Annotated in this window: 25 protein-coding genes; 12 read left to right on the plus strand and 13 right to left on the minus strand. The window is 70.3% G+C overall.

Features of this window, described 5'->3' with window-relative positions; translation table 11 throughout:
- Nucleotides 1–52: 52 nt before the first annotated feature.
- Nucleotides 53–1,909: a DUF5107 domain-containing protein gene (locus AB0I12_RS39200; RefSeq protein WP_359940418.1), complete on the minus strand. Its 1,857-nt coding sequence runs from the start codon at nucleotides 1,907–1,909 to the stop codon at nucleotides 53–55.
- A 36-nt stretch (nucleotides 1,910–1,945) separates the two neighbouring features.
- On the opposite strand from AB0I12_RS39200, the gene AB0I12_RS39205 reads away from it, so the two are divergent.
- Nucleotides 1,946–3,601, plus strand: coding sequence for an FAD-binding dehydrogenase (locus AB0I12_RS39205; protein ID WP_359940421.1), 1,656 nt, complete (start codon nucleotides 1,946–1,948; stop codon nucleotides 3,599–3,601).
- A 75-nt stretch (nucleotides 3,602–3,676) separates the two neighbouring features.
- Complete coding sequence (locus AB0I12_RS39210) at nucleotides 3,677–4,843, plus strand: tannase/feruloyl esterase family alpha/beta hydrolase (RefSeq protein WP_359940424.1); 1,167 nt, start codon at nucleotides 3,677–3,679, stop codon at nucleotides 4,841–4,843.
- Here the strand turns inward: AB0I12_RS39210 and AB0I12_RS39215 are convergent.
- Together AB0I12_RS39215 and AB0I12_RS39220 are read right to left on the minus strand one after the other, a co-directional pair.
- Entirely contained in the window at nucleotides 4,827–5,708 is an 882-nt protein-coding gene (locus AB0I12_RS39215) for an RIO1 family regulatory kinase/ATPase (RefSeq protein ID WP_359940427.1), read from the minus strand. The genes AB0I12_RS39210 and AB0I12_RS39215 overlap by 17 nt on opposite strands.
- A gap of 150 nt (nucleotides 5,709–5,858) precedes the next feature.
- A complete protein-coding gene (locus AB0I12_RS39220) occupies nucleotides 5,859–6,572 on the minus strand; it encodes an NIPSNAP family protein (protein ID WP_359940430.1) in 714 nt (237 codons plus the stop codon).
- Between the two features lie 169 nt (nucleotides 6,573–6,741).
- On the opposite strand from AB0I12_RS39220, the gene AB0I12_RS39225 reads away from it, so the two are divergent.
- The 4 genes from AB0I12_RS39225 to AB0I12_RS39240 are packed head-to-tail and all read left to right on the plus strand — an operon-like array spanning nucleotide 6,742 to nucleotide 10,125.
- Complete coding sequence (locus AB0I12_RS39225) at nucleotides 6,742–7,536, plus strand: sigma-70 family RNA polymerase sigma factor (protein ID WP_359940433.1); 795 nt, start codon at nucleotides 6,742–6,744, stop codon at nucleotides 7,534–7,536.
- Nucleotides 7,537–7,554: 18 nt separating this feature from the next.
- A complete protein-coding gene (locus tag AB0I12_RS39230; RefSeq protein ID WP_359940436.1) occupies nucleotides 7,555–8,418 on the plus strand; it encodes a hypothetical protein in 864 nt (287 codons plus the stop codon).
- Nucleotides 8,419–8,454: 36 nt separating this feature from the next.
- The gene (locus AB0I12_RS39235) at nucleotides 8,455–9,375 is read left to right on the plus strand and encodes a Ku protein (RefSeq protein WP_359940439.1); all 921 of its coding nucleotides are present in this window, start codon (nucleotides 8,455–8,457) and stop codon (nucleotides 9,373–9,375) included.
- A gap of 24 nt (nucleotides 9,376–9,399) precedes the next feature.
- The gene (locus AB0I12_RS39240) at nucleotides 9,400–10,125 is read left to right on the plus strand and encodes a sulfite exporter TauE/SafE family protein (RefSeq protein ID WP_359940441.1); all 726 of its coding nucleotides are present in this window, start codon (nucleotides 9,400–9,402) and stop codon (nucleotides 10,123–10,125) included.
- Here the strand turns inward: AB0I12_RS39240 and AB0I12_RS39245 are convergent.
- On the minus strand, nucleotides 10,094–10,756 hold the full coding sequence (locus AB0I12_RS39245; RefSeq protein WP_359940677.1) for a hypothetical protein: 663 nt from the start codon (nucleotides 10,754–10,756) through the stop codon (nucleotides 10,094–10,096). The two genes, AB0I12_RS39240 and AB0I12_RS39245, sit on opposite strands and share 32 nt — an antisense overlap.
- 164 nt (nucleotides 10,757–10,920) lie before the next feature.
- Here AB0I12_RS39245 and AB0I12_RS39250 point away from each other — a divergent pair, with 164 nt between their 5' ends.
- Nucleotides 10,921–13,011, plus strand: a complete 2,091-nt coding sequence (locus AB0I12_RS39250) for a thiamine pyrophosphate-dependent enzyme (protein ID WP_359940444.1) — start codon at nucleotides 10,921–10,923, stop codon at nucleotides 13,009–13,011.
- On the opposite strand, the gene AB0I12_RS39255 is transcribed toward AB0I12_RS39250, so the two are convergent.
- Nucleotides 13,004–13,480, minus strand: coding sequence for a DUF1992 domain-containing protein (locus AB0I12_RS39255; RefSeq protein ID WP_359940447.1), 477 nt, complete (start codon nucleotides 13,478–13,480; stop codon nucleotides 13,004–13,006). The genes AB0I12_RS39250 and AB0I12_RS39255 overlap by 8 nt on opposite strands.
- Before the next feature lie 87 nt (nucleotides 13,481–13,567).
- On the opposite strand from AB0I12_RS39255, the gene AB0I12_RS39260 reads away from it, so the two are divergent.
- Genes AB0I12_RS39260 through AB0I12_RS39275 form a run of 4 tightly spaced genes read left to right on the plus strand, consistent with a single transcriptional unit; the run spans nucleotide 13,568 to nucleotide 17,840 of the window.
- Complete coding sequence (locus AB0I12_RS39260) at nucleotides 13,568–14,149, plus strand: hypothetical protein (RefSeq protein ID WP_359940450.1); 582 nt, start codon at nucleotides 13,568–13,570, stop codon at nucleotides 14,147–14,149.
- Nucleotides 14,150–14,182: 33 nt separating this feature from the next.
- Nucleotides 14,183–15,724 (plus strand): aldehyde dehydrogenase family protein, encoded by a 1,542-nt coding sequence (locus AB0I12_RS39265; RefSeq protein ID WP_359940453.1) that lies wholly within the window; start codon nucleotides 14,183–14,185, stop codon nucleotides 15,722–15,724.
- Nucleotides 15,721–16,893, plus strand: a complete 1,173-nt coding sequence (locus AB0I12_RS39270) for an FAD-binding oxidoreductase (RefSeq protein ID WP_359940456.1) — start codon at nucleotides 15,721–15,723, stop codon at nucleotides 16,891–16,893. Before AB0I12_RS39265 ends, AB0I12_RS39270 begins: the two co-directional genes overlap by 4 nt.
- Nucleotides 16,893–17,840 (plus strand): ornithine cyclodeaminase family protein, encoded by a 948-nt coding sequence (locus AB0I12_RS39275; RefSeq protein WP_359940459.1) that lies wholly within the window; start codon nucleotides 16,893–16,895, stop codon nucleotides 17,838–17,840. Before AB0I12_RS39270 ends, AB0I12_RS39275 begins: the two co-directional genes overlap by 1 nt.
- Here the strand turns inward: AB0I12_RS39275 and AB0I12_RS39280 are convergent.
- From AB0I12_RS39280 to AB0I12_RS39310, 7 genes are all read right to left on the minus strand, one after another.
- Nucleotides 17,833–18,576, minus strand: coding sequence for an SDR family oxidoreductase (locus AB0I12_RS39280; protein WP_359940462.1), 744 nt, complete (start codon nucleotides 18,574–18,576; stop codon nucleotides 17,833–17,835). The genes AB0I12_RS39275 and AB0I12_RS39280 overlap by 8 nt on opposite strands.
- Complete coding sequence (locus AB0I12_RS39285; protein ID WP_359940465.1) at nucleotides 18,573–19,052, minus strand: SRPBCC family protein; 480 nt, start codon at nucleotides 19,050–19,052, stop codon at nucleotides 18,573–18,575. The genes AB0I12_RS39280 and AB0I12_RS39285 overlap by 4 nt, the downstream gene beginning before the upstream one ends.
- Nucleotides 19,049–19,396: a metalloregulator ArsR/SmtB family transcription factor gene (locus tag AB0I12_RS39290; protein WP_359940468.1), complete on the minus strand. Its 348-nt coding sequence runs from the start codon at nucleotides 19,394–19,396 to the stop codon at nucleotides 19,049–19,051. Before AB0I12_RS39290 ends, AB0I12_RS39285 begins: the two co-directional genes overlap by 4 nt.
- 33 nt (nucleotides 19,397–19,429) lie before the next feature.
- Nucleotides 19,430–20,059: a hypothetical protein gene (locus AB0I12_RS39295; protein WP_359940470.1), complete on the minus strand. Its 630-nt coding sequence runs from the start codon at nucleotides 20,057–20,059 to the stop codon at nucleotides 19,430–19,432.
- 720 nt (nucleotides 20,060–20,779) lie between these two features.
- Complete coding sequence (locus AB0I12_RS39300) at nucleotides 20,780–21,532, minus strand: class I SAM-dependent methyltransferase (protein ID WP_359940473.1); 753 nt, start codon at nucleotides 21,530–21,532, stop codon at nucleotides 20,780–20,782.
- A gap of 13 nt (nucleotides 21,533–21,545) precedes the next feature.
- Nucleotides 21,546–22,958 (minus strand): aromatic amino acid lyase, encoded by a 1,413-nt coding sequence (locus tag AB0I12_RS39305; RefSeq protein ID WP_359940476.1) that lies wholly within the window; start codon nucleotides 22,956–22,958, stop codon nucleotides 21,546–21,548.
- Nucleotides 22,958–23,971: an ornithine cyclodeaminase family protein gene (locus AB0I12_RS39310; protein WP_359940479.1), complete on the minus strand. Its 1,014-nt coding sequence runs from the start codon at nucleotides 23,969–23,971 to the stop codon at nucleotides 22,958–22,960. The genes AB0I12_RS39305 and AB0I12_RS39310 overlap by 1 nt, the downstream gene beginning before the upstream one ends.
- Nucleotides 23,972–24,034: 63 nt before the next feature.
- On the opposite strand from AB0I12_RS39310, the gene AB0I12_RS39315 reads away from it, so the two are divergent.
- The gene (locus AB0I12_RS39315; protein WP_359940482.1) at nucleotides 24,035–24,739 is read left to right on the plus strand and encodes a hypothetical protein; all 705 of its coding nucleotides are present in this window, start codon (nucleotides 24,035–24,037) and stop codon (nucleotides 24,737–24,739) included.
- Here the strand turns inward: AB0I12_RS39315 and AB0I12_RS39320 are convergent.
- Complete coding sequence (locus tag AB0I12_RS39320) at nucleotides 24,736–25,122, minus strand: pilus assembly protein CpaE (protein ID WP_359940485.1); 387 nt, start codon at nucleotides 25,120–25,122, stop codon at nucleotides 24,736–24,738. The two genes, AB0I12_RS39315 and AB0I12_RS39320, sit on opposite strands and share 4 nt — an antisense overlap.
- Between the last annotated feature and the right edge of the window lie 32 nt (nucleotides 25,123–25,154).

A 25,154-nucleotide genomic window follows, 5' to 3' on the forward strand; every position in this document is an offset into this window, starting at 1 on the left:
TAGTAGAGTCCGGTGGAGTGGTGTTTCTAGAGGTAGAGTTGACCTGAAGTTGTCAGTTTCCGCCCATTCCGAACTGGTACTGCGGCGGTACTGGCCGGTGCGTGCCAAGTGCCTCCTCGGCGGCCAGCCAGTAGTCGGTCAGCGGGTTCGCACCCTCCCGGACCGTGGCCAACTGGATCCCGGCAGCCAGCAGGTCGTGTGCCGTCGCCGGGTCACCGGTCTCCAGCGCGTGCCGGACCCGCAGCAGCTGGATCCGCGGGTCGTCGGGTGCCTGCGCCAGCATCCGCTCCGCCCGCGGTACGTCGGTGTCGAGCGCGGCCGCGACGGCCTCCACGACAAGCGGCACCAGGTCGGGCCGGAAGGCGACAGCGCGCTCGTAGTACTCCAGCTCCCCCGTGACGAGCCCGAGGTTGCGCAGCGCCCACACGTTGTCCCCTGACTGCCGCCACGCCTCGACGGCACCGTCGACGTCACCGTCGTAGTGCCGCGCCACGCCCCGGTGGTACCAGACGAGCCAGTTGTCCTCGGCCGCTTCCAGCAGGTCCCGCCACGCCACCAGAGTGCCGTCCGGTACGTCGTCGACGGCAGGCAACTGCCCGTCGAGCAGAGGCAGCCATGCCTGCTCGCGCGACGTCAACGTGTCCTCGCTGAACGGCGTACCGTCAGACACCGTCCAGCCGGTCCGCCGCAGCTCCAGCGCACCCCACCCGGACCCGACGGCAAGCCGCTCCACCGGCGCTGCGTCAACAACGCCCAACCACGCCTCCTCACGAGCCGGCAGCTCGTCGAGCAACGGCTCCAGCACCGCGGCCCCGCCGTCCCGCGCTGTCTTCCAGTCCGGGGAGTGCGCCGCACCGGCGTCCATCGACAGCCGTCCGTACGCCTCCAACCAGTGCCAGGAAGTCTCACCAGGCAGCCTCAGATGCTCCATCTGGGTCCGCGCGAGCCCTGCCTGGATCTCGGCGTACCCATCCCCTTCCAGCCCCGGCGACAACCACTCCTGCCACCGTCGCCCGCCGTCTCCTTGCCCCCACACGAAGAGCTTCCGGCCGCGCAGCCGCTCGGTCGACGCCTGCACGAGCCCATCACCGGCCCCGTCGACGGACGCGATCCACGACCGCTCCCCGGCCAGCGGCTCGAAGAAGTAGTCGATGGCGCGCGGATGCCGCATCGGATAGGTCAGGTCCGTCGTCACGTCGACGAGGTCGAGGCGGCTGCCGTAGCCGAACTGCCAGGCCTGGTCGGCCGGCACCAGCACGCGGTGGTCCGGGGACTGCGGGACCGCGATGTTCGACCACCAGTACGCCGGGACGTCGGCGTCGGACGGGTTCTGCAGCCGGACCCCGACGTACAGGAACTCCGAGTCCTCCGGCAGCCAGAAGTCGAGCTGGGTGACCAGGTTCCGGGTGCGTTCGAGCTCCCACAGCCGCAGGACCGGCGTACCGTCCGGGCCCTCGACGCGGGCGGCGTGCATCGGCGCGCAGGTGCCGGTCCAGTGGCCGGTGCTGCCGACGTTCCACTCGACGCCGCCGGCGAACCAGGCATTGCGCAGGGCGAGGTTCGCGGGCTGGAAGACCGGGTTGCGGTAGAGCAGCTCCTGCCCGTGGTGGACGAGCGAGTAGAGCCGGCCGCCCAGGCTCGGCAGGATCGTCGCGCGCACGTGGTCGTTCTCCAGCACGAGCGCCGGGAGCTCCGTCTCGACCAGGGTGCGGTCGTACCCGTCCTGGTTCAGGCACGGCAGCGGGCTGTGCAGGCGCCCGTACTCGACGTTCGCCCGCAGGTCCGCGGGAAGCTCGGCGATGTTCTCGACGTGGTGCGGCTCGCGCTGGGTGCGGAGCGGCGCCAGCGGGTTCTCCGAACCGAGCGAAGCTGCGGGAAGTACGACGTTTTGAACAGAAAAGATCGTCACTGCTACATCTTCCCAAGTGCGCTATACATGGTCGACATGGACGCTGATGTGATCGTCGTCGGGGCGGGACTGGCCGGCCTGGCCGCGACCGCCGAGCTGGCCGACGCGGGCCGGAAGGTGCTGCTGCTCGACCAGGAACCCGAGGCGTCGCTCGGCGGACAGGCGTTCTGGTCGTTCGGCGGGCTGCTGTTCGTGAACTCCCCGGAGCAGCGCCGGATGGGGATCAAGGACTCCCGCGACCTCGCGCTGCAGGACTGGCTCGGCTCGGCCGGGTTCGACCGGCTGGACGACGAGGACAAGTGGGCCCGGCAGTGGGCCGAGGCGTACGTCGATTGGGCGGCCGGCGAGAAGCGCCCGTGGCTGCACGCGCAGGGCGTGCGGTTCTTCCCGGTCGTCGGCTGGGCCGAGCGCGGCGGGTACAACGCCGACGGCCACGGGAACTCGGTGCCGCGGTTCCACATCACGTGGGGCACCGGGCCGGGGCTGGTCGCGCCGTTCGAGCGCCGGGTCCGGGAGGCTGTCGCGAAGGGGCTGGTCGAGTTCCGGTTCCGGCACCGGGTGGACGAGCTGACGGTGACCGGCGGCGTCGTCGACGGTGTCGCGGGCAAGGTGCTGGAGCCCAGCGACGTAGCACGGGGGATGCCGAGCTCGCGCGTCGAGGCCGGCGATTTCCAGCTGACCGCGCAGGCCGTGATCGTCACGTCCGGCGGGATCGGCGGCAACCACGACCTGGTCCGCGAGCAGTGGCCGCAGCGGATGGGCCAGCCGCCGAAGCGGATGATCAGCGGCGTACCGGCCCATGTGGACGGCCGGATGCTCGCGATCACCGAGCAGGCCGGCGGCCGGTACGTGAACCGGGACCGGATGTGGCACTACACCGAAGGCATCCAGAACTGGGACCCGATCTGGCCGATGCACGGCATCCGGATCCTGCCCGGGCCGTCGTCGCTGTGGTTCGACGCGACCGGGAAGCGGCTGCCCGTACCGCTCTTCCCGGGGTTCGACACGCTCGGCACGCTCGAGCACATCATGCGGACCGGGTACGACTACACGTGGTTCGTGCTGACCCAGAAGATCATCGAGAAGGAGTTCGCGCTCTCCGGCCAGGAGCAGAACCCGGACCTCACCGGCAAGGACATCCGCGGCGTGCTCGGCCGGGCCCGCGGCGGCCCGACGGCGCCGGTGCAGGCGTTCATGGACAGGGGCGCGGACTTCGTTGTCCGCGGCAACCTTCCGGACCTGGTCCGGGGGATGAACGACCTGACCGGCGAGGGGCTGATCGACCTCGACGACCTCGAGCGGCAGATCCTCGCGCGGGACCGGGAGCTGACCAACACGTTCACCAAGGACCTGCAGGTGACCGCGCTGCGTGGCGCCCGCAACTACCGCGGCGACAAGCTGATCCGGGTGGCGTCGCCGCACCGGATCCTGGACCCGAAGGCCGGTCCGCTGATCGCCGTCCGGCTGAACATCCTGACCCGCAAGTCGCTGGGCGGCCTGCAGACGGACCTGGAGTCCCGCGTCCTGCGGGCCGACGGCAGTCCGCTCCCCGGTGTCTACGCGGCCGGCGAGGTGGCGGGCTTCGGCGGCGGCGGTGTCCACGGCTACCGCTCACTCGAGGGCACCTTCGTCGGCGGCTGCCTCTTCACCGGCCGTACGGCGGGACGCGCAGCGGCCAAGGCAGTGTCCTGACGGACCATCGCGGACACCGTCGTTGTGTGCCGCGATCCGATGTCCGGGCGGAAGGACGGCTTCTAGCGTGACGCCATGCGCCGCCTTCTCGCCTTGTCCTCCGCCGTCCTGTTGCTGGCCGGTGTGACCGTGCCCGCCAGCGCCCATCGACAGCTCCACGTCCCGGGTGCCGAGTATCAGGAACTCGCGCACCTGGACGATCTCACCACCGCCGGCACGGTCGCGTCCGGTCATACGAATCCCGCCGACTACGTGGGCCTCACCCACTCCGGGTTGCCCCAGCAGTCCGGCGTCCCCGGGGTGCAGATCGACGGGTACTTCCCGGACACCTCGCACACCAACACCAACCACGGCTGGAACCACGACGCGCAGTTCGTGATCCGGCTGCCGCAACGCTGGAACGGCGGGCTGGTCGTCTCCGGCTCACCCGGCGTGCGAGCGCAGTACGCCAACGACAAATCGATCTCGGACTACGTGCTGTCGCTGGGCTACGCGTACGCCGCGACCGACAAGGGCAACACCGGCGCCGCGTTCTCCACCGACGGCATCCGTCCCGGCGACGCGATCGTCGAGTGGAACGTCCGTACGACGCAACTCGCTCGCGCGGCACGCGCCACCGTCGCGCAGCACTACGGCCGCCCGGCGCGCGAGGTGATCGCGGCGGGCATCTCGAACGGCGGCTACCTGGTCCGCTGGCAACTCGAGAACCACCCCGAGCTCTACACCCGCGGCGTCGACCTGGAAGGCACGCTGTGGACGGTCGACGGACCGAACCTGTTCACGTACTTGCCCCAGGCAATCACAGGCTACGAGCAGCACGACACCGCCAAGATCGTGGCAGCCGGATTCAACCCGAAGTCCGACTTCCTGTGGGACTACCACTACACGGTCTACTGGAAGCTGACCCAACGCATCTACGCGGCAGAGCTGGACCCCACCTACACCGGCGCCGAGGCGGACTACGACTACACGCAGCGCCCCGAAGCTCGCAAGGCCATCGCGCGGATCGCTCTGACCGGAAACATCCGCCGGCCGCTGACCACGATCCACGGCACATACGACAGCCTGCTCCCGATCAGCCAGGATTCCGACGTGTACGCCGAACTGGCGAAGCACACCGGTCTGCACACGTACCAGCGGGTCGAGGCAGGCAACCACGTCGACGGTCTCGTCGACACCTACCCCGACCAGCTGGTACCGCTCGTCCCGTACCTGCAGCGGGCGATCAGAACACCATTGTGAGCAGATCGGCGAACAGTTCCTGTTCGTCGATCTCCAGGCCGCGGTTCGTGAACCAGGCGGCCATGTTGTGGCAGTCGCGCAGCAGGAAGTCCATGCCCTTCGGGTTGCCGACGATGTCGATCACCTGCGGGAGATCGATCATCACGATCCGGTCGTGCTGCGCGAGCACGTTGTACGGCGAGAGGTCGCCGTGCGCCAGACCCGCGCGGGCCAGCTCGCGCATCCCGTCACGGAGCTGCTCGAAGTACAGGTCGAGCAGCTCCTTCGACGGCCGGACCTGGGCGAGCCGCGGCGCGGCGCCGCCCTCGCCGTCGTCGATGAACTCCATCAGCAACTCGGTGCCGTCGACCTGGACCGGGTACGGCACCGGGACGCCGGCCTTCCACAGCCGGTTGAGGGCGTCCCATTCGGCGTACGCCCACTGCCCGGCCGCGACGGACCGGCCGTGCGACGTCTTCTTCGCCATCGCCCGGGTGTCGCGGCTGTTGCGGGTCCGGCGCCCTTCGACGTACGCCGTGCTGCGGTGGAAGGACCGGTGCTCCTCGGTGCGGTACCGCTTCGCGGCCAGCAGTGAGGACTTCGCCGGGTTGTCGCCGATGGCTTCGACGGCCCGTTCGAGCAGGAAGACGTCGGCTTCCTTACCGGTTTTGAGGACGCCGAGCTCGGTATCGATCGCGGCCTGTTCCGTCACCACCCAGTCCGGGCGGGGATCAGGCCCGCGAGAGCCGCGCTCGACGTCCAGCCAGGTGGACCACCGCTGATCGGGGCCCAGCTCCTCGTCGACCGTATGGAACTTGAAGACGAAGGCGTCGGCCGGGTCGGTGTCTGAGTAGTTATCGGTGAGTTCGTACTCGGGAAAAGACAACGGAGATGCTCCTGAACCGTGAAGTGGGACTGATGCGGACATGCCGCAGCACAGTGATGGCCATCCGTCAGCCCTCCTTAGGTCCAGGCAGCGCGCGTCGCCGCTCGGGTCAAACCAGGATGCCGGGCGCTCCCGCCGCCCGCAACGCATTTACCGGAACTGCGATCCCGCGGTCGGCCGCAGCCGCAGCTCCTGGGCCGGTTTCGCCGACCGGCAGACCAGCTCGGGCTGCACCTGCCGCTGCCACACGGGCGACGCGGCCAGCTGCCGGCGGTGCTCGTCGTACGCGGTGTCGTCGGCGAATCGTGCGAACCAGGCGAGCACCACCTCGTCCCGCAACGGCAGCTGCGGGAAGTTGTTCTCGGCAACCAGGCTCTCGAACACCGCGACCGGCTCGGCGCCGGTCGCGGTGAGCACCGGGGCGACGTGGTCGGTGAAGAACTCGACGAACTCGTCGTCCTCGCCGGCGCGGTGGTAGACCGCTCCGGCGATCACCGAACCCGCCGCCTCGCCCGTCCTGGGCGCGTCCAGGGCCGGGTAGCCGGCGCCGAGCCGCACGGGCCGCAGCAGCAGGGCGTTGTCGGAGTCGATCATCGTCACGTTGGCCGCCGCCGCATGCGCGCGCCAGTCCGGCCCGAAGTAGAACGCGTTCAGCGCGTCCGCGCGGGCCGGCAGGTCCCGGAAACCGCGGATCCAGACGAACCGGTCGGGGTCGTCCAGATCGCGGAACTGACCGACGATGTGCATCCCGGTCCGCTCCTGGCCGTCGACCAGGTGGGTGTCGAAGACGTCGATCAGATCGTCGCGCTTTCCGGGGTGCAGGGTGTACTGGCGCAGGTCGACCACGGCGCAACACTCGTTCATGAGTGCGAGCAAACCATTGAAACCTGACAGTTACTGTCAGGCTACAAGCGTTTCAAACAGCCGTAACAGGCGGGCACTTGAAAGGTCCGGCCGAGTTTGATCTGGTGGAGACAGGTGGTTCAGCCCCCAAGCCACCCGACCTGCACGACGACACGACGAGGTATCTCCCGTGACGATCGCAGCTGCCGAAGTCTCCAAGCAGAGAATTGCCGATGCCACCCACGAGCTGCTGCTCGAGGCCGACACCGTTCCCGATCCCCGCCACCAGGAGTGCCTCGACGAAGTCATCCTGCTGAACGCGCCGGTGGCCAGATCGATCGCCTCGCGCTACCGCAGCAAGGGCGTCGACGCCGACGACCTCGAACAGGTCGCGTACCTCGGGCTGGTGAAAGCCGCGAACGGGTACCGGCTGGACGCGTCGACGGCCTTCCTGTCGTACGCCGTACCGACGATCCGCGGCGAGCTGAAGCGGTACTTCCGGGACTGCGCCTGGACCATCCGGCCGCCGCGCCGGGTGCAGGAGATGCAGGGCAGCATCGCCGCGGCGGAGCCCGAACTGACCCAGCGGCTCGGCCATGTGCCGACCGACCAGGAGACCGCCGAGGCGCTCGGCACGCACCCGTCCGAGGTCGCCGAGGCCACCTCGGTCCGGGGCTGTTTCAGCACCCTCTCGCTGGACGCACCCGGCCCGACGGACGGCGCGACGAGCCTGATGGAGACGGTCGCCGACGCCGAGGACGGCTACGACCTGGTCGAGAACGTGCACACCCTCACACCGGCGGTCGCGAACCTAGGCGACCGCGACAAGCGGATCCTCCAGCTGCGGTTCTGCAACGGCTTCACCCAGGAGGAGATCGGCAACGAGCTCGGCGTCAGCCAGATGCAGGTCTCCCGGCTGCTGCGCGGCATCCTGGAGACGCTGCGCACCGAACTGGCTGTGCAGCCACCTCCCCCGGCCGGCTGATTCGGGTACCGTCGCCTGGTGGACTTCGAGGAGGCGGCGGATGCGATGTACGCGGCGCCGGCGGCCGACTTCATTGCTACTCGCAACGAGCTGGCCAAGCAGCTGAAGGCCGACGGCGACGCGCTCGCGTCGACCCGGCTGAAGGCGCTGCGCAAGCCGACGGTCGCGGCCTGGATCGCGAACCTGGTGGCCCGCAGGCTGCCCGACGAGCTGGACGACCTGCTCGCGCTCGGCGACGAGTTCCGGGAGGCGACCGCCGACCTGGACGGCGAGCGGCTGCGGGAGCTGACGCCGAAGCGCCACCAGCTCCTGGACAAGCTGTCCAAGGAGGCCGCCCGGCTCGCGGACGAGGAGGGCCAGAAGGTCAGCGCGGACGTCGGCCAGAAGCTCCGCGAGACCCTCGACGCGGCGCTGGTCGATCCGGCCGCGGGTGACGCCGTCCGCGAAGGTCGACTGAGCAGCGCGCTGCGCCACGTCGGTTTCGGCGTCGTCGACGAGACCGGCGAACCGTCCAACGTCACCCCACTCACCGACGAGCGTCGCAAGGCGGCCCGGGACCGGCGGAAGGCACAACAGGCCGAGACCGACGAAAAGGCAACCGCCGAGCAGCAGCGCGAGGCCGCCCAGCGCGAGCAGGACGAGCGGGACGCCGCTGAGAAGGCCAAGGCCAAACAGGCCTTCGAGGACGCCGTTGCCGCGGCGCAGCAGGCCGAGGCCGAGGTCGAGGATCTGGACACCCAGCTCGACAACGCCCGCGAGGCGCTCGCCGAGGCCCAGGCCCTGGTACACCGCTTGGGCGGTGAGCTCGACGAGGCACGTCGTACCGCCCGGGAGGCGCAGAAGGAGAGCCGCGAGGCACGGAAGCGCTACAACCGGCTCTGAACTGGGTACCTGCCGGGGCGGCGAGAGGAGCCGACCATGGCGCGGGCGATCTGGAGCGGGTACATCAACTTCGGGCTGGTCTCGGTGCCGGTCGGCCTGTACAGCGCGACCCAGGAACACGAGATCGACTTCCACCAGTTCCAGAAGGGGACGTCGGACCGGATCCGGTACAAGCGGGTGAACGAGCGCACCGGCCGCGAAGTCCCGTACGACAAGATCGTCAAGGGCCACGACGTCGGCGGCGGCGAGTACGTGATCGTCGAGCCGGACGAGCTGGACGACATCGCGCCGGGCAAGTCCCGGTCGCTGGAGATCGACACGTTCGTCGACCTCGACGACATCGACCCGATGCACTTCCAGAAGAGCTACTACCTCGGCCCGTCCGACTCCGAGAACGCCTCGTCGTACGCGCTGCTGCGGGACGCGCTGGCGAAGACGAACCGGGCCGGGATCGCGAAGTTCGTGATGCGCGGCAAGGAGTACCTGGCGACGATCCGGGCCGACGACAAGGTGCTCGTGCTGGAGACGATGTTCTTCGCCGACGAGATCCGCGACCCGGACGAGGAGCTCGGCACGCTGCCGCGGAAGTCCGGCGCCGGCAAGCAGCTGTCGATGGCCGTCGACCTGATCGAGGCGATGAGCGGCGAGTGGAAGCCGGCCGCATACGAGGACACCTACACCGAGCGGGTCAAGGAGCTGGTGAAGTCCAAGCACCAGGGCAAGGAGATCGTGTACTCCGAGGAAGAGCCGCAAGCCACGAACCCGACCGACCTGGTCGCCGCCCTCCGCGCCAGCGTCGAGGAGGCTCGCAAGTCCCGCGGCGCCCGCAAGAAGACCGGTCCGGCGAGGAAGACCGCCGCGAAGAAGACCGCCGCGGGAAAGACCGCCGCCAAAAAGACTGCGGCCAAGAAGAGCACGGCCAAGAAGTCGGCCCAGGGCAAGAAGAAGGCGGCCTGACAGCACCGGCTAGAGTCGGCGGGCGTGGCTGGGCTTCTGCTGGGTGGCGTCGTACTGCTGGGAGCGTCGGTCCAGTGGATGACCGGGATGGGGTTCGCGCTGGTGGCGGTCCCGGCGCTGGTCCTGGTTCTCGGACCGCACGACGGGGTGTCGCTGGCCAACTGCGGTGCCGGGCTGATCTGCCTGGCGGGACTGGCTGAGGGCTGGCGGCAGGTCCGGCTGCGTTCGATGGTGCCGCTGATCGTCGCGGCGGCCTGCACGGTCCCGCTCGGTGCCTGGTTTGCCCGCCGCCTGCCCGAGCCCGTCCTTCTCGTCACCATGGGCGCCCTGGTGACGATCGCCGTACTCCTGCTGCTCCGCGGCTTCCGCCTGCGCGCACTGACCGGTCTCGGCGGGGCGGTCGGCGCCGGCGCGGTCGGCGGTTTCATGAACGCGTCGGCCGGCCTCGGCGGACCGCCGATGTCGCTGTACGCCGTCAACGCGGGCTGGACGATCCGCGAATTCGTCCCGAACGCGCTCTTCTACGGCGCCGTCGTCAACGTGTTCTCGGTCGCGACGAGCGGACTGCCCGATCTCGACGCGGGTCGTTGGGCCACCGCCGGCGCGGGGCTGGTGGCCGGAGCGGTCGTCGGGCGCACGCTCGCCGGGCGGGTGTCCGAGCCGCGGGCCCGGCTGCTCGTGCTCATGCTGGCGCTGATCGGCGGCGCGACGACACTCCTCAAAGGGGTGTGGGGCCTTCTCCCGGCGTAGGGAGCAGGTAGCGGCTCGGGTTCGCCGGGGCGCCGGCGTCCAGCCAGCGGTGGAAACCGTCGGGGTTGCGGCGCTCGAACTCGTCGAGGCAGATCCGGCGCACCTCGGCGACGGCCTGGCGATCGCGCAGACCGGCGCCGTGCGCGAGCTGCGTCGCGGTCTCGGACCACACCCCGCACAGCTCCTGGATGCTGAGCGGGCACTGCAACGACGCGATCAGCCGCTCGTCCTCCGCGAACTGCGTCTCGGACAGACGCTTCAGCTGGCGCTGTCGGCGCGAGGGTCGCGGGCCGCGGTCAGGGACGGCGAGATCGATCAGCACGAACACCGCGGCGAGGATCAGCGCCGCCGTCACCCCGAGGGCGCCCCACGCCAGCAGCCGGACCATGCCCGGCAGGCACAACACCGCGGCCGCCGCCGTCGCGGCGACCAAGACCGCCGAACCGTACGGCGCGTCGTCGGTCACGTGCCGGACCACCGCGGCCAGCGGCCAGACGAGCACGAACACCACGACCAGAAGGAGCGACGCCGCGAGCGGACCCAGCAACAGGACACCGGCCAGCGCGCCGGCTGTCCCGACCCCGAGACCGGCCGCGAATCCCGCCCGCCGGACGACGCCGGGAAGGTGCATCACCACAGCTCACTCACCGTCACCACACCCCACAGAGTCCCCCTCGCTCCCCCAACGAACAAGCCCTTCGTACCGTTCCCCGGCCGGCGCGGCGGCAACCAGGTGACCTGTTCAACCCGTGGTCGGAGCTGTGCTCGGCCGGGCGATCCCGGATCATGGATGAAATGAGGACCTTCGCCGACCGCGTCCGCGGCCTCGCCCCGGCCCCGTGGGAGCACGACGCGGAACCGCTCCGCGGCCTGTTCGACGCTCAGCTCGGCAGCCGGCATGCGGACCTCGCGGCCCGCTGGATGCAGTCCCAGGGCACCGGCTTCTACACGATCGGATCCGCCGGGCACGAGGGCAACGCCGCCGTCGCCGCCGCGCTGCAGCCGACCGACCCGGCCCTGCTGCACTACCGGTCCGGCGCCTTCTACCTGACCCGCGCCGCGCAGTGTGGCTCGAAGGAGGGCCTGCGCGACATCCTGCTCGGCGTCGCCGCGGCGACCAGCGAGCCGATCGCGGGCGGCCGGCACAAGGTGTTCGGGCGGCACGAACTGTCGGTCATCCCGCAGACCTCGACGATCGCCTCGCACCTGCCGCGCGCGATGGGCGTCGCGTTCTCCATGAACCGGTCGGCCAAGCTCGGCGTACCGTCCCCGTGGCCGGCCGACGCGATCGTGGTGACCAGTTTCGGCGACGCGTCCGCGAACCACTCGACCGCGACCGGCGCGATCAACGCGGCGCTGCACGCGTCGTACCAGGGGCTGCCGATGCCGTTGCTGCTGGTCTGCGAGGACAACGGCATCGGGATCAGCGTGCGCACCCCGGACGGCTGGATCCGGCAGGCGTACGGCTCCCGCCCCGGTCTGCGGTACTTCGACGCGGACGGCACCGACCTCGACGCGGCGCTGTCGATGGCTCGTGAAGCGGCGACCTTCGTACGGCGGAACCGCCGGCCCGCGTTCCTGCGACTGCGTACCGTCCGCCTGCTCGGCCACGCGGGCTCCGACGTCGAGACGGCCTACCGCTCGCCCGCGGAGCTGGCCGCCGACGAGGAGCTCGACCCCCTGCTCGGTACGGCGCGCTACCTGCTCGGCGCCGGCTGCACCGCCGACGAGATCATCGAGCTGTACGAGGAGAAGCAGGCCGAGGCGCTCCGGATCGCGGCCGAGGTCGCGGGTCTCCCACAGCTCACCTCGCCCGAGGCTGTCGCCGCGCCGTTGCGCTTCCCCGAGCCAGACGCGGTCGCCGACGCGTTGCCGCGTCCGGTCACGACCACGGAGCCGCTGACGCTCAGCCAATCCATCAACCGGGCGCTGAGCGACGTGCTGGCGTCGTACCCGGAGGCGATGGTCTTCGGCGAGGACGTCGGCCGCAAGGGCGGCGTGTACGGCGTGACGCGCGGACTGCAGAAGGTCTTCGGACCGGCCCGCGTGTTCGACACGCTGCTCGACGAGCAGTCGATCCTCGGCCTCGCGCTCGGCGCCGGCATCTCGGGTCTGCTGCCGATCCCCGAGATCCAGTACCTCGCCTATCTGCACAACGCCGAGGACCAGTTGCGCGGCGAGGCGGCGTCGCTGAAGTTCTTCTCGCAGGAGCAGTACGCGAACCCGATGGTGCTGCGGATCGCCGGCTACGGCTACCAGAAGGGCTTCGGCGGCCACTTCCACAACGACGACGCGATCGGCGTCCTGCGGGACATCCCGGGCGTCGTGATCGCCTCCCCGTCCCGGCCGGACGACGCGGCGTCGATGCTGCACGCGTGTGCGGCGGCGGCCCGGTCGTCGGGCACCGTCAGCGTGTACCTCGAGCCGATCGCCCTCTACCACCGGCGCGACCTGTACGCCGACGGCGACGAGCTGTGGCTGGCGCCGTACGGCGGCGAACCCGTCGAGATCGGGCGCGGCCGGACGTACGGCGACGGCACCTGGCTGACCATCGTCACATTCGGCAACGGCGTCCCGATGAGCCTGCGGGTGGCGGCACGGGTGCCGGGAATCCGGGTGCTCGACCTGCGCTGGCTGGCGCCGCTGCCGGTCGAGGATCTGTTGCGCGAGGCAAACATCACCGGGCGGGTGCTGGTCGCCGACGAGACCCGGCGCTCCGGCGGGGTGTCCGAGGGCGTGCTGGCCACGCTGATCGACCACGGGTACGCCGGGCGGCTGGCCCGGGTGACGAGCTACGACTCCTACGTCCCGCTCGGCGCGGCCGCGCACGAAGTCCTGCTCAGCGAACAGACGATCGAGGACGCCGCCCGGGCACTGCTCAGCTGAACAGGCGCTGCCAGAAGGACTTCTTCCGGGGCGTCGACGCCTCGGCGGGTTGCGGGACCGGCGTGCGGGACGGGCGATCCATCCGCCACTGGGCGACCACCGCGTCCTCGTTCACCGGGCCTGTCGGCACGACCGGTCCGGTGGTGTCGCGGATGGCGAGCCGGATCCGCTTGTTCAGGTCGGCGAGATACTCCCGAACCTCGGACTCGCGCCGCATCCCGCGGACCTTCTCGTGGACCTGCTGCTTCTCCTTGCGGAGCTGCATCGCGGACGGCAGCAACGCCTCGGTCTCGACGTCCTCGCGGCGGAGGAAGTCCTTGACCCACCAGTCGGGGTCGTGTTGCTCGGCGAGCTTCAGCGGTTTGCCGGCGCCGGGGAGGTCGTCGAACTCGCCCTGGTTCTGGGCCAGCTTGATCTGGGACTCGACCCATTCCTGGTTGCTCATGCCCGGCGGTCTGCGCTTCGTCATGGCCACACCTCGTCTGTCGTCGTCGACAGTTGCTCCGAGACCTCACCCTACCGGCTTGTGATTGCATTCACAAGGCATACTCGATACGTGCAGCTGACCGACGAAGAGATCGCGGCGATGACGCCGCAGGAGCGGCGGGCGCTGATCCTGCGGCTCGCACCGCGGCCTGCCGGGCTGCCGTCGCGGCGGACGATCGACCGGATCCGCAAGTGGCGGACGGTCCTGATGCTGGTCTGCGCGGCCGCCCTGATCCCGTGGACCGTGTACCTGGCCATCACCCTGCCCAGCCACTACGTCGCGCGGAACTGGGTCGCGACCTGGGTCGGGTTCGACATCCTGCTGCTGACGACGCTGGTGCTGACCGCGCTGGCCGGCTGGAAGCGCAAGCAGCTCGTGTTCCCGACCGCGTTCGCGTCCGGCGTGCTGCTGATCTGCGACGCCTGGTTCGACGTGATGACCAGCCAGCGCGGCGGCGACCTCACCCAGGCCCTGCTCAGCGCGTTCCTGGTCGAGCTCCCGCTGGCCGTCGTCCTGATCGCCGGCCCACTACGTCTGCTCCGGTACGTCGCGATCCGGCACGGCATGATCCACCCCGACTCCCACCTGTGGCGGATGCCGATCCCGATCCCGGACCTCTACCCCGGCCAGAAGGTGCCGCCGGCGTCATAAGGTGGTGGCCCAGCGTCGGGAGAGGGGTGCCGGATGTCCGAGGTGCTGTCCGTTGTCGGTGGCGAACGCGTGGCGGAAGCGGTACGGCGGACTCCGTCGACCAACCCCGCGCGGCTGAGTGAGGTCGTCGGGACTGTCGGCAGTGCCGGGCCGGAGGTGTTCGTGCGGGCGGCTTCCGCGGCGCGGGCCGCGCAGCCGGGATGGGCCGGGACGCCGGCGCCGCAGCGGGGTCAGGTGATCTCGAACGTGGGCCGGCTGATGACTCTGAACAAGGAGCGGCTGGCCGCGCTCGTCACCCGGGAGATCGGGAAACCGCTGGCCGAGGCGCTCGGCGAGGTGCAGGAGATCATCGACACCTGCGACTTCTTCCTCGGCGAGGGCCGCCGGCTCTACGGGCAGACGGTGCCGTCGGAGATGCCGGACAAGCAGCTGTTCACGTTCCGGCGGCCGGTCGGAACGGTCGCCGTGATCACAGCCGGAAACTTTCCGGTCGCCGTTCCGTCCTGGTACATCGTCCCGGCACTGCTCTGCGGAAACACCGTGCTGTGGAAACCGGCGGAATATTCCGCGGTCGTTTCCGACGCGTTCTACGAGATCTTCGCGCACTCCGGCGTACCGGCCGGGGTGTTCAACGTCGTCTACGCCGACGGCCCGGACACGTTTTCCGGTCTCGAGCAGGCGTTGCAGGCGGGGCTGATCAACAAGGTCGGGTTCACCGGGTCGAGCGCGGTCGGCGCGCAGATCGGCGAGCTGTGCGGGCGCCACCTACAGACACCGTGCCTGGAACTCGGCGGGAAGAACCCGATGGTGATCACCGAGGACGCGGACCTCGACCTGGCCGTCGAGGGCGCCCTCTTCTCCGGTTTCGGCACGGCGGGACAGCGGTGCACCTCCTTGGGGACGGCGATCGTGCACCGGTCCGTGTACGACGAGTTCCTGGACCGCTTCGCCCGGGCGACCGCCGAGGCGGCGATGGGCGATCCGACGCAGGACGTGCTGTTCGGGCCGTTGCTGGACGCGAAGTTCGCGGCCGGGTTCGAGAAGTCGCTGGGCTGGATCGCGGCGCACCATCGGGTGATCGGCCGGGTCGGCCGGGTGACCGCGGAGAACCCGCGGGCCGGGTTCGTCGGCGATCCCGGCGCCGGGTTGTTCTACCACCCGACGATCGTGGCCGGGGTGCGGGCGGACGACGAGCTGTTCCTGAACGAGACGTTCGGCCCGGTGGTCGGCGTCACGCCGTACGGCACGCTCGACGAGGCGATTGCGTTGGGCAACAAGTCCGGGTACGGATTGTCCAGCTCGATCTACACGACCGACCCGAACAAGGCGTTCCGGTTCGCGCAGGGCATCTCGGCGGGCATGGTGAGCGTCAACAACTCGACGTCCGGCGCCGAGGCGCATCTGCCGTTCGGCGGGAACGGGAAGTCGGGCAACGGGTCGCGGCAGAGCGGTGTGTGGGTGCTCGACCAGTTCACTCGCTGGCAGTCGATGAACTGGGACTACTCGGGCAAGCTCCAGAAGGCCCAGATGGACACCGAGACGGTCGAGGCCGACCTCACCTTCCAGCTCCCGTGACCTCCGCAGGCCTGCCGGAGTCCGCCGAGGTGGTGATCGTCGGCGGCGGCGTGATGGGCACGAGTATCGCGTTCCACCTGGCCGAGGCCGGCGTGCGGAACGTGCTGTTGCTGGAGAAGGACCAGCTCGGCTCGGGCTCCACCTGCAAGGCGGCCGGCGGCGTCCGGGCGAACTTCTCCGACGAGGTGAACATCGCGCTCGGCGCCCGCAGCCTGGAGGCGTTCGCGCGGTTCGGCGACCGCCCCGGGCAGGAGATCGACCTGCACCGGGTCGGCTACCTCTTCCTCCTGGAAACCGCCGAGCAGGTCGAGCATTTCCGCGAGAGCACCGACCTGCAGAACAGGCTGCCGGAAACCGCTGGATTACCGACCCGAATGGTGTCGGTGGACGAGGCGGTTTCCTTGGCGCCGATCGTCGCGCCGGACGGGCTCGTCGGCGCCTGCTTCTCGCCCACTGCCGGACACTGCACGCCGGAGTCCGTCGTGCTCGGCTACGCCTCGGCCGCCCGGCGGCTGGGCGCACGGCTGGTCACCGGCTGCGAAGTACTGGGAATCGATGCTGTGGGCAACCACATCTCCGTGGTGCGGACGAGCGGCGGCGAGGTCCGGACCGGGACGGTGATCTGCGCCGCGGGCGCCTGGTCGGCGCGGATCAGCGAGATGGCCGGCGTCGGGCTGCCGGTGGTCCCGCTGCGGCGGCAGATCGTCGTCACGGAGGCGATCCCGGGCCTGCCGGCCAACTTGCCGATGACGATCGACTTCGGCACGACGTTCTACTTCCACCGCGAAGGCCCCGGTCTGCTGGTCGGGATGTCCGATCCCGACGAGGAGCCCGGATTCCACCTGAACCGGACCGACACCTGGATCCCCCGCCTGACCGAGGCGATGGCCCGGCGGGCGCCTTCGCTGCTGGACGTCGGGCTGAGCGGTGGATGGGCAGGCCTGTACGAGGTGACGCCCGATCACAACGCGCTGATCGGCGAGGCCGGCACGGTGTCCCGTTTCCTTTATGCCACAGGATTTTCCGGCCACGGATTCCTCCAGGGCCCCGCGGTCGGCGAGGTGATCCGGGATCTCTACCTCGGCCGGGAACCGATCATCGACGTCGGCCCGCTGGACGCGCAGCGGTTCGAGCGGTCCGGGGCGCGCGCCGAGCGGAACGTCGTCTGATGACCCTGCTGTTCACCCACTCGGACATCCTGCGATCACTCGAGATCCCTGCCGTTCTCGAAGCGTTGCGAGCCGGCTTCCGCGCGGCCGCCGACATCGAGCCGCTGCGCATCCGCACGGACCTCCCCGGTCCCGGTACGGCGACCGCTTTGCTGCCAGGGCTCATTCCGGGGATCCCGGCGTACACGGTGAAGGTCAACGCCAAGTTCCCGGATGCCACGCCGGCGCTGCGCGGGGTCGTCTGCCTCCACGATCTGACGGACGGCTCGCTCCTCGCCCTCCTCGACAGCTCGACCGTGACCGCCTGGCGCACGGGCCTCGCGGCCGCCCTTGCGACCGACATCCTCGCTCCGACAGGAACGGCCGAGGGCCGAGGCGTTGCCGTCGGGGTGGTCGGGGCCGGAGCGCAAGCCGCCATGGTGCTGGCTGGGTTGGCCGCGCTCCGGCGGGTCGACCGCCTCGTCGTGCATGACGTCGTACCGGCGCGGTCTGCGGAATTCCTTGCCCAGCAGGGAATCCCAGGCAGTGTGGCGAGTGACGCGAGAGAGGTGGCCGCCACCGCAGACGTCGTCATCCTCGCGACCTGGTCGCGCGAGCCGCTGCTCACGGCAGCCGACGCGCGGCCCGGCCTTCACCTCACCACACTCGGCGCCGACGAGCCCGGCAAGATCGAGCTCAGCGCCGACCTGTTGGCAGCCGCGCGCGTGATCGTCGACGACCGCGCCCTCGCCGTACGAATGGGTGCCCTGGGCAACGTCAACCTCGGAGTCGATGCCGCCCACGCGACACTGACCGACGTACTGACCGGCGTTGCCCCAGGACGGCGTACACCTGAGGAAGTCACCGTCTACGCGCCGGTCGGGCTGCCCTGGCAGGACCTTGCGATCGCCTGGCCTGTCTACCGAGCCGCGGCCGATCACGGCCGCAGCATCGATTTCCTCAGTTGACCACCGCGCCGGCGGTGATGTTCAGGGCGGTGCCGGTGATGGAGCGGGCGAGGTCGGAGGCGGCGAAGACCGCGGCGGCGCCGACATCGGACAGGGTGGCGGCGCGGTTCAGCATCGTCTGGGCGGCGGTGTGCTCCGCGACCTCGCGCCGGAAGTCCTCCGGGTAGGTGTCCGGGTTCGACTCCGGGATGCCGTTGGTCTGCAGCGTGAGCACCCGGATGCCGTGCGGGCCGAGCTCGGCGGCCAGCGTCCGCCGCAGCGCCTCGACGGCGCCGAATCCGGCCTGGAAGGCGCCGAGGTTCGGCGCCGGGTCGCCGTACCCGCCGAAGGTGAGGATCACGCCGGAGCCCTGCTCGATCATCCGCCGGGCGGCCGCGCGGGACGTGAGGTAGTACGTGCGCAGCATGTTCCGGACCGGTTCCTCGACCTCGGCGAGGGACAGGTCGATCAGCGGCTTCCCGAAGTACTGCCGGTGGCCGATCAGGTTGAACGAGATGTCGATCCGGTCGAGGGAGGCGGCGTGTTCGTCGACGGAGGCTTCGTCGAGGGCGTCGACGACCGCGATCTCGGCCTTGCCGTCGTTCGCGCGGATCTCGTCGGCGACCCGTTCCAGGCGTTCCGCCGTCCGTCCGGCGAGGTGGACGGACGCGCCCGCGGCGGCGAACGCCTTCGCGACCGCGCCGCCGATCGGTCCGGCCGCGCCGTACACGACCGCGGACTTGTTCTCGAGCATCATGAGTGGGCCTCCTCGGCCAGTTCGGTGACGAGGGCGTCGAGATTCCGCATCGAGGCGCGGAGACCGCGCTCCATCCCGCCGTCGACGTACAGGTCCCGGTCCTCGACGGCGAAGAACACGGTGTTCTGCGTCAAGGTGGTGACCCCGTCGGCCTCGTCGAAGGTGATCAGATTCAGGTAGACGGTGCCGGGCGCCTGATCGAACTCGTACGTCTGCACGATCCGCTCCGGCGTCGGCGACCCGTGGTACAGCCCGTGGAAGGCGTAGCCCTTGCCGTCGCTGTCGTAGTGCGTCCACCGCCAGCGCCCGCCGTGCCGCGGGTCGAGCTGGTTCACGACCAGCTCGAGCCCGGCCGGCCCGAGCCAGCGCTTCACCAGATCGGGCTCGGTGTACGCGCGGAACAGCAGCTCCCGCGGCGCACGGAACTCCCGGACGACGACGACCTGCGGCACGCCCGGCTCGACGACGATCTTCACGACTCCCCCTGCAGGTCGTCGAGCAGGTCGTCCAGACGGTCGAAGCTCTCCGTCCAGTAGCCGCGGTAGTCCATCAACCAGCCGACGGCCGCCCGGAGCGGCTCCGCCTCGAGGTGGCTGAGCCGGGCGGTCGCGCGTTGCGAACGGCTGATCAGACCGGCCTGCTCGAGCACCTTCAGGTGCTTGGAGACGGCCGGCTGCGACATGCTGAACGGCGCCGCGAGCTCCGCGACCGTCGCGTCGCCGCCCTTCAGCCGGGTCAGGATCGCCCGGCGGGTCGGGTCGGCGAGCGCCGCGAAGACACCGGTCAACCCGTCTTCATAACCAACTGGTTTCAGAACCATGTGGTTAAGAATGCGCGGTGACTCCGGCCGGCGTCAAGGGCGCCGGTGCTCCCACTTGGCCGGATCGCACCAGGACGGGTCGATGCCACGGTCGATGCAGTACTGCCGGAGGATCTGCTCCCGGGTCGACGGGCGGCTGGTCGGACGCGACGACGTCACCGGCGTACTGACGGTCGCGCGGGTCGGCGTCGGCGCGCTCCGCTCGGGAGTCATGGCGGTCGACGTCCGGGTCGGGCGCGGGGTCGGCCGCTTGGCCGGCCGGGGCGTCGCGGCCTTCTCCGGCACCACGATCGTCCGCGGTGGCGTTTGCTGTACGACGGGAGGCGTCGAACTGGCCGGCGGACCGGCGGACGGCGTTTCCGCCACGAACGTCACGGCCGCCGGGTCGTCCGATCCGCCGCCGAACAGGCCGATCACGGACACCGCCCAGATGTTCACCGCGAGGAAGACGAGCAGCGACGTGGCCCCGGCGTACGCGGCCCGGCGGGACGGAGCGCCGTACCGGCCGATCGGGCCGAGCACCGCCTTGCCGTTGCCGTCACGCCAGAAGTGCCAGCCCGGCGGCGCCGGCGGCCAGGACGGATCCGGACGCCAACTCTCCGGCGGAATCCAGTGGCGCCGGGGCGGAATCGGCCAGTTCGGCGGTGCCACGAACCGCTTCAAGAGAACTCCTCCACTCCACCGACACGACCCTCGCACCATGCCAACGACACAGACCCCACGCGAGCTACTTGCAGCTTCACCACGAAGTGCGTGTCGACTGGCTTCTCCGATCAACCCGGGGCGGGGAGCGGTAGGTCCGACCCACGCGTGCTACGCAGCCGCCCTCTCGTCGCTCCGCTCCTCGGTGCGTCCGCTACGCGCGCTCCCACCCGCCCCGGGCTAGCGCCCGTGCACCAGCTCCCGGCTGGCGCCGGGGTGTTGCGGGCTTGTTCGCGCTGGCGCGCGGGGCGACTGCAAACGAACGCCTTGCCGAGCAGGACCGTCGCCGGCGAGCGGTCCAGCCTTCCACCCACTCCGGGCCAGCGCCCATGCGCCAGCTCCCGGCTGGCGCCGGGGTGCTCCCGGCTGCCACCGGGCTGTTGCGGGCTGGCGCGCGGGGTGACCGCAAGCGACAGCCCCACCGAGCAGGACCGTCGCAGTCAGCGGGCCGCCCCTCCACCCGCCCCCGGCCAGCGCCCATGCACCAGCTCCCGGCTCGCGGCGGACCTGCGGACTACTGCCCGCGAGCGAAAGCCCGGGGCACCGCACGGACCAGAGCCAACCGTGCCAAGAGGCAAGCGTGCGCTGGTGAAAGGCGGCAGGTCGAGCCGGAGACGTACGTTCAGACCTCTGCCGAAGCACGACCCACGCGCGCCCCGGCATCCGTGCCCCAAGCGTCGATCACGCGGGCTCGCAGATGCAGAGCTGAAGGGACGCACCTGCGGCGAATGGACTTCCGGACCAGTCGCCGAAGCGGTCGATGAGGCGGAGGCCGCCGTTTGCGACGAGCAGCGGTAACTCCTGCGGGAAGATGCTTCTGATCTCGAGTGGTGCGACGGCGAAGTCGGGCTCGAAGTCGGTCGAGAGGTACCACGTCCCGCGGGTGACTTGCGCGGCCGCATCGTACGTCTCGGCGACATCGACGCGGACCTGGCCACGGTCGGGATCCACGAACGACAACGACTCCCGCGTGCGCCGTACGCCATCGGCTTCGGCGAGCAGGCGCACGCTCGGGTTGAAGACATCGAAGACGAACCGCGCTCCAGGAGCCAGGTGCCTGCGCACCGACCGGAAGCAGCTCGTCAGATCCTCGGCCTCCTGCAGATGCAGCAAGGAATTGGCGGTGATGAACACGAAGTCGAACGTGCGGCCCAGATCGAACGATCGCATGTCGCCCTGCACCCATTCGACCACTGCACCACGATCGCTCGCCTTCCGCCGAGCCTCAGCCAGCATGTCCGGCGAGAAGTCCAGTCCGACGCACTGATGCCCGTCTGATGCGATCGGGATCAGCTTGTCCCCGGTGCCGCAGCCGAGCTCCAGCACGCGCCCACCGTGCCGAGCAACCGCGGCCCGGTAGAAGTCGACCGCCGGCCCGCCACCCGGAAACATCAGGTCGTACAACCGCGCGTGCGAGTAGAACTCTCGACTCACCAAGCACCCCTCCTCAGTTGAAGTGAATGACGTTGGTCAGCAGGCTGGTCAGGTCTTCGCCGAAGGGGCGGTCGGTGGTGATTGGGGGGATGGCGGCGTCGACCGAGTGCATCAGGTTCTGGAGGCCTGGTGGGATGTCTCGCCTGGACAGGGCGAAGGATTGGCGTACGGCGAGGAGTTCGCAGGCGAGGGTGGTGCGGGTCAGGCGGATTGCTTCGAGCAGGTTGCCGGCGGCTTCCCAGGAGAAGGTCTGGACGTCCTCCTGGCCGTTGGACGTCTCCGCCGTACTGATTGCCGTCGGCAACGTCAGGCGGCGGAGCTGGTGGGTGGTGGCGACGGCGCGTTTGTGGACGGCGACCAGGCCGGCCTGCGGACCGGGATCGTGGGCGAGCTGCGCGGGCAGGCCTGTGACCGCCGGGTCGAGCAGGCGGTGCAGCCGCGCGGCCGAGACCTCCGCGGCGTGCGCCAACGCGGCGGTCAGGTGATCGCAGGACGCCGCGAGCTCGATCCCATGGAAACCGGCGGTGCTCACGAACTCGCCGTCGAGGTACGCCGGGGAGTCCGTCACGCCGCTGAACGCACGCTCGATCGCGCCGTCCAACTGCTCCACCGTGCGCCGCACATGCGCCACCACGTGTCCCGCCACGCGGAACGAGACCGGCGCCTGGAGACTCCGCGGCTCCGCCTCGGGGCCCGCGAGCTCCCGCAGCCGCGCCAGCTCCGCCGCCAGTACGTCGTCCCCACGCCCCGCGGCTCGGCGGTACGGATCCCGGCCGGCCCCGACCACCGCGATCGCCCCCGCCCCCACGGCCGTGAGCTGATCAGCAAGCTTCCGTACACGATCCGCGGCAAGAGCCGCGCGCCCGGTCGCACCGGGGATACCCGCCAGCAAGGCGATCCCCTCCTTCGCCCCGAGCTCGAACCCCGGTAACACCCCGGCCGCGGACCGCACGCCCTGGCCGTCGTGAACCCATCCGAGGCCGACCAAGGGGCCCGCGGCGTGGGCCAGCGGGATGATCTCACCGGCGGACCCGGCGCCCTCGGCGGGGATCGCCGGCGTGAAGCCGCTGTTGATCAGGGCCACCAACTGATGGATCAGGTCGACAGAGACCGCAGCGTCGCCGGTGAGGAAGGTGCGGAGACGGGCGATCAGGACCGCGCGGGCCTCGTCGGGCGGGAGCCAGGGCGGGCCGCCGACAGCACGGCCGAGCAGCAGGTTGTGTTGGTGGACGCGCTGCTCGGCCTCGGTCAGACGGATCTTGCTGAGGTTCCCCATGCCGGTGTTCACGCCGTACACAGGCTCACCGGACCGGAGCGTTTCCAGCGCGGCGCCACGGATCGCGGCCAGGCGGTCGAGGAGGGCCGGCGCCGGCTCGATCGGTTCCGGGCTCGCCGGGTCCAGGTCGGCGGGATCGTCGACGATCATCAGTGGAACCGCAGCATCGTGCCGGCGTCGGCGGCTTCGGCGCGGCGCAGGATCAGGTGGGCGATCGCGACGTCCAGCAAGGACAGGCCGCGATGCCAGAAGAGGTTGCGCTCGGCATCGTTCTCGCGACCGGGTCTGCGGCCCGCCACGATCTCCCCGATCTCGGCGTACAGCGTCTCCGGCGACAGCCGCCCGCTGTCCACGTGCCGGCGCAGCGACCCGAACCGCCCGGACTGCGCCTCGCGCCAGTCGTCCACCACGACCTTGTCCATGACGTCGAGCAGGTCGAGCTCAACGGCCGACACGGTCCCGTACGGTACGACGAACGCACCCGGCCGCACCGCCGCCGTACGCAGCAGCGGCTCGGGCTCGGTGAGCCGCGTCGCCTCGACCAGGACGTCGGCGCCGTCGAAGGCCTCCGCCGCGGTCGCACACACCCGCACCGGCGTGGTCAGCTCCGCGGACAGGTCCGCCGCGAACTTCTCCCGCGACTCCGGCCGCCGCGACGTCACCCGGATCTCGTCGAGATCGAACAGGTCGTCGAGCATGGTCACGTTCCACCAGGCCGTGCCGCGGGCGCCGGCGTGCGCGAGGATCTTGCTGTCCCGCCGGGCCAGGTGGCGGGCGCCGACGGTCGTCATCGCACCGGTCCGGGCCGCGGTGATCATCGTCGCGTCGAGAACGGCCAGCGGTACGCCGGTGGTCGGGTCGAACAGTGTCGCCATCGCGAGCTCGCTCGGCAGGCCCTGGCGGTAGTTCGGCACGAAGTCGCCGACCACCTTCACGCCGGAGATCCCGTGCTCGCCGAGGCCGTCGAGGTGCCCGCGGAGGATGTTGAAGTGCCCGATCCCGCCGTTGTCCGGGGTGAGGTGCACGCGCGGCTCGAAACTGGTCCGCCCCTCGCCGTGCTCGCGTACCGCGTCCTCCACGGCGTCGACGATCTCCAGCCGGGTCAGCCCCAGCCCGTCGATGTCCGGACCGCTGAGGAACCGCAGCCAGATCCCGTCCGTCACGTGGCTCCTTCGGTTGCCGTCGGTCGATACTTTAGTTTCACGCCGTCACGCTACGTTCGTGCCATGGGGTCGACGACTGCGGATCGCACGGTGATCGGGCATTCCGCCGCGGACAAGGCGCTGCTGTTCGGCGGGCTGCCGCTGGCGGGGCTGGTGCTCGGGTTCTTCCTGCCGCGGATCGCCGAGTGGGCGGCGGGTCGCGAGTGGGTGCCGTTCCAGGGACCGTTGCGGTTGATCGCGGCCTGGGACGGCTGGTGGGTCGTGGTGATCTGCGTGGCCGTCGGGCTCGTGGGCGGTGTCCTGCTCGCCGGGATGGCGCTGGACGACACGTTGAAGGTCACGATCACCGGCCAGTCGGTGGAGTTCCTGAAGAACCAGACCACCGTCACCGTGCCGCGGGTGAAGGTCGCGGTGGCGTTCCTGGACGGCAAGGAGATCGTCCTGCAGGACGCGTCGTCGAAGGAGTTGGCCCGCGAGAAGCACGACCAGTTCGCGTCCGAGAGTCCGAAGATCGCCGCCGCGTTCCGCGCGCACGGCTACCCGTGGTCGGAGGCCGGCGACCCGCACGCGTCGGAGTTCCGCCGCTGGGTCGAGGCCGATCCGGACCTGTCCCCGGCGGCCAACGCGCTGCTCAGGGCCCGTTCCAAGGCGTTCGACCAGGGCGACAAGGGCAAGGCCGACCTGCGAGAGCTCCGCGGAGAGCTCTCGGGCCTCGGCTACAGCGTCAAGGACAAGGACAAGAAGCAGTACTGGCGCGCAACCGGCTAGGCGTCCAGCAGTTGGAGGACTGCTTCGGCGTAGGCCTGCTCGGCGTCGTCCGCGGTGCAGGAACCGCTGGTCAGATTGACCCGGTAGCCGTCGGGCGTGGCTTCGAGGGACCGGAAGTGCGGGCCGAGGAGGGCGCGCAACTGCTCCTCGCGCGGAAGCCAGATGACTTCGCGCTGCTCGATGCTGTCCAGGGCCCACTCGGTGGTGCCGTTGAAGCCGATCACCTTGCTGCCCTGGTAGTCGTGCACCTCGACGGTCATGTCGCTCACCACGAACACGTCCTCGTCCATGTCGCGGTCCGGTACGACGAAACGATCCCCGGCCGAGGGCGTCCACAGCACCCCGGCCTTGCGCAGTCGTCCGGCCTGCTCGATCGTGATCACCCCTCCATCCTCCCCACAGCGGGCAAACCGCG

This window comes from Kribbella sp. NPDC050459 (assembly GCF_040655315.1).
In the GTDB taxonomy this organism is placed as follows: Bacteria; Actinomycetota; Actinomycetes; order Propionibacteriales; family Kribbellaceae; genus Kribbella.